The sequence below is a fragment of the Streptomyces sp. URMC 123 genome, assembly GCF_051386515.1.
Lineage (GTDB): Bacteria > Actinomycetota > Actinomycetes > Streptomycetales > Streptomycetaceae > Streptomyces.
Window position 1 is genome coordinate 1 of the sequence record NZ_JBPQTV010000438.1, and the last position, 4,332, is coordinate 4,332.

At 73.0% G+C, this 4,332-nt stretch carries 3 protein-coding genes; all 3 read left to right on the plus strand.

What is annotated here, in order from left to right; all coding sequences use genetic code 11:
• Positions 1 to 687 (plus strand): SAM-dependent methyltransferase (locus ACSNOD_RS28860; RefSeq protein ID WP_436770022.1); only part of this gene is annotated, 687 nt, incomplete at its 5' end.
• Between the two features lie 116 nt (positions 688 to 803).
• Positions 804 to 3,002 (plus strand): MMPL family transporter, encoded by a 2,199-nt coding sequence (locus ACSNOD_RS28865; protein WP_436770023.1) that lies wholly within the window; start codon positions 804 to 806, stop codon positions 3,000 to 3,002.
• Between the two features lie 34 nt (positions 3,003 to 3,036).
• Positions 3,037 to 4,332: FAD-dependent monooxygenase (locus tag ACSNOD_RS28870; RefSeq protein WP_436770024.1), on the plus strand; the 1,296-nt coding region annotated here is incomplete at its 3' end.

The window sequence follows — 4,332 nt, forward strand, 5'->3', positions numbered from 1 at the left end:
GAGCGCGACATCGCCGACCGCGGCGGCTTCCGCCCCGGCATGACCGTCCTCGAAGTCGGCAGCGGCGTCGGCGGCCCGGCCGTCACCATCGCCACCCACAGCGGCGCCCACGTCACCGGCCTCGACCTGGTCGAACACCGCGTCCAACACGCCACAGCCCACGCCGCCGCCCGCGGCATGTCCCACCTCACCGACTTCCACACCGGCGACGCCACCCACATGCCCTTCGACGACAACTCCTTCGACGCCGTCTACAGCATCCAGGCCATCTGCCACGCGGCGGACAAGACACGGGTCCACGCGGAAGTGGCCCGCGTGCTCCGCCCCGGCGGCCGCTACCTGGGCAACGACTGGCTCCAGGCGACCGATCTGACAGCGCGGCAGCGGGAACGCCACGTGGAACCCGTGTGCCGAGGACTCGCGCTGCCCACCCTCTCGACACCCGACGCCCTGCGCCGGGACCTGACCGCCGCGGGACTCGTCGTGGAGGACCTGCACGACCTCCGCGACGAGGGCGACCTGGAGCCGAACTGGCGGGAGATGGAGGAGGTCATGGCGGCCGTTCCCCTCCAGGACAAGACCCCCGTGCTCGATTTCATGGAGAGGGCGGGCACCGCCCTCTGCGCGGCGGCGCGCAACGGCACCTTCGTGATCGGCAGTTGGATGGCCCGTAAGCCCTGCCCCTGAGCAGTCGGCGCGTGGCACCGACGCGTACGAAAAACGTCCATGACCAGGGTCTCCAAGGGCGCCGTCGCCCGTGGAGGCCCTGGTGGTCGGCTCGCCTCACCCTGGCCGTGTGCGCCGTGTGCACGGTGTTCCTGGGCGTCGTCGGCCTCGGCGGACTCGACCGGCTGAGCAACAACGACTCCCTTCCCCCCACCTCCGCCGTCGCCCGGAGCAGGGCGGTTCTCGCCGAGCGCTACGGCTACGCGGAGCCCGATCTGCTGCTTCTGCTCAAGGCCACGTCCGACGTCCACTCCCCGGCGGTCGCGGCGGCAGCACAAGCCGTGGAACGACAGGTCCGGGAAACCCCGGGGGTCGCGGCCACCGTGTCGTACTGGACGACCCGCGATCCGGCGCTGCGCTCCCGGGACGCGCGCTCCGCGCTCATCGCCGTCGATCTGTCCGGCCCCGAGGCCCGTGGGCCCGACACCGCGAAGGCCCTCGTGAGCGCGCTCGGGGGCCACCGGGGCGCGGTGCGCGTCACGGCCACGGGACCGGCCTGGACATTGGTCGAGATGCTCGAACGGAACCGCGCGGACCTGCTCCGGGCGGAGCTCGTCTCCGTCCCCCTGGGGACGCTCATCCTGCTGTTCGTCTTCCGTTCCCTGGTCGCGGCGATGCTGCCGGTCGTCAGCGCGCTCGTCGCCACGGCCGGCACCCTGGCCTCGCTGAGACTGCTGACGTCCTTCATGGACGTCTCGGTGTACGCCTCCAACGTCACCACCGCGCTCGGCTTCGGGCTCGCGGTGGACTACGGCATTCTCGTGGTCACGCGCTTCCGCGAGGAATCCGCGGCCGGCGCGGACGTGCCGACGGCCGTCAGCCGCAGCGTCCGCACCGCCGGCCGCGCCGTCCTCGTCTCCGCGAGCATCGTGGTCACCTCCCTGGCGGCCCTGCTCTGCTTCCCGCTCGGCTTCCTGCGTTCGGCCGCCTGGGCCGGGATCGCGGTCGTCGTGTTCTCCGCCGCGGCCTCGGTGATCCTGATTCCGGCGCTGCTGGCGCTCCTCGGGCGGAACATCGACCGGTGGGATGTCTTCGGCCCCTTCCGGCGACATGGCGAGCACTCCGCCGAGGAGGGCCTGGCGTGGCGGCGGGCGGCCCTGGCGATCACCCGGCGCCCGGTCGTGACGGCGCTCGCCGCCGTCGCGGTGCTCGCCGTGATGGCGCTGCCGGCGCCGCGTGTCGTCCTCGGACCGCACGGTGTGGAGGACCTGCCACGGCACAGCACGGCGCATGCCGCGGCGGTGGCCCTCCGCGAGGACTTCCCCACGGCACCGGAGCGGGACCTCACCGTCGGGCTCCCCCGGGCGACTCCGCGCGAAGCCGTCGACCGCCATGCGCGCGCCCTGTCGGCCCTGCCGTACGCCGACACCGTACGGACCGTCACGGGCCACTATCGCTCCGGCGCGCGGGTCGAGGGGCCGCGCCCGTGGGACACCCGCTTCGACACGCCGGGCGGCCCGCTGCTGACCGTCGCCTCCCGCTTCCCTCCCCACTCCGCGGAGTCCGCGGCGCTGGTGCGGGACGTGCGCGCGCTGCCCGTGGCCGGCGGCGTCCACGTCACCGGGCAGGCGGCATGGGCGGTGGACACCCTGTCCGCCGTGCGTCGGGCGCTGCCCTGGAGCTGCGGCCTCGCCGCCGCGGCGACCTTCGTCCTGTTGACCCTGTGCACGCGGAGCCTGCTGGTGCCGCTCAAGGCCGTGGCCGTCGCGGTGATGAGTCTGGCCGCCACGCTGGGCTTTCTGGTGTACGTGTTCCAGGAGGGGCGCCTGCGGGGGCTCGTCGGCGACGTCGGCGTCACCGGGTATCTCCCCGGCGAGACCCTGGTGTTCCTCCTCGCGACCGCCTACGCGCTGTCCGTCGACTACGAGGTGTTCATCGTCGCCCGCGTCAGGGAGGAGTTCCTCGCCTCCCGGGACAACACCGCCGCCGTGGTCGCCGGAACGCAGCGGACCGGCCGCCTCGTCACGGCGGCGTCCCTGGTCTTCGCCGCGGCCATGGCGGGGCCCGCGACCTCAGGGGTCACGCCCCTCAAACTCACGGGCCTGGGGCTCGCCTTCGCGGTGCTGGTGGACGCGGTCCTCGTCCGGGGCGCCCTCGTCCCCAGCCTCATGACGCTCGCGGGACGGGCGAACTGGTGGTGGCCGAGGAGGTCAGCCACTCCTTGCCACTCTCAAGCTATAGCGCACCGGGGGGCTTGCGGCAAGGCCCCGGTCGTCCCGCACAATCGCCGACCAAGGCCAGGACCTGCGGAAATGGATCGGGATTGTGACGACTGACGTGATCATTGCCGGCGGTGGGCCGACCGGGTTGATGCTGGCCTGCGAGCTGAGGCTGGCGGGGGTGCGCACGGTCGTGCTCGAGAAGCTGGCCGAGCCGACCGGGCAGTCCCGCGGGCGGGGCCTGCACGTGCGCAGCGTCGAGATAATGGATCAGCGCGGCCTGCTGGACCGGTTCCTCGCGGTCAGCGAGACGTTCCAGGTGGGCGGTTTCTTCGGCGGCATCCACAAGCCGTGGCCGGAGCGGCTGGACACGGCCCACCCGTACGGACTCGCCACCCCGCAGCCGGTCACCGAGCGGCTGCTCACCGAGCGAGCCCTTGAACTCGGTGCCGAGATCCGGCGCGGCTGCGAAGTGGTCGGACTGAGCCAGGACGAGGGCGGGGTGACCGTCGAACTGGCGCACGGAGGTCCTCCCGGCGATGGCGGCGTGACCGCCGGAAGAACCGAAGGAACCGGAGGAACCGGAAGGAGCGGAGGCGGGGGCGCACGCCTGCGGTCGCGCTATCTCGTCGGCTGCGACGGTGGCCGCAGCACGGTGCGCAAGCTGCTCGGCGTCGGCTTCCCCGGCGAGCCCGCCACGGTCGAGACGCTGCTGGGCGACATGGAGGCGACCGAGGACGCGGCGACGATCGCCGCCGTCGTCGCGGACGTCCGCAGGACCCAGCTGCGGTTCGGCGCCATTCCCGACGTGGACGGGAACGAGGGCGTGTACCGCTTCGTCGTGCCCGCCGACGGCGTGGCCGAGGACCGTACGACCGCACCGACCCTCGAGGAGTTCAGGCAGCAGCTGCGGGCCTTCGCCGGCACCGACTTCGGCGTGCACTCGCCGCGCTGGCTGTCCCGGTTCGGCGACGCCACCCGGCAGGCCGAGCGCTACCGGGTCGGCCGGGTGCTGCTGGCCGGCGACGCGGCGCACATCCACCCGCCGACCGGCGGGCAGGGCCTCAACCTCGGCCTCCAGGACGCGTTCAACCTCGGTTGGAAGCTGGCCGCCGCGGTCAACGGCTGGGCGCCGGAGGGGCTGCTGGACAGCTATCACGCCGAACGGCACCCGGTGGGCGCCGCCGTGCTGGACAACACCCGCGCGCAGATCACGCTGCTGGGCACCGACCCGGGCGCGACCGCGCTGCGGGAGCTCCTGTCGAAGCTGATGGACTTCGAGGAGGTCAATCGGTATGTGACCGGGATGATCACCGCGGTCGGGGTCCGCTACGACCTCGGCGAGGGCCATGACCTGCTCGGCCGGCGGATGCGGGACATCCAGCTGAAGCGCGGGCGCCTGTACGAACTCCTGCGTGGCGGCCGCGGTCTGCTGCTCGACGGGACC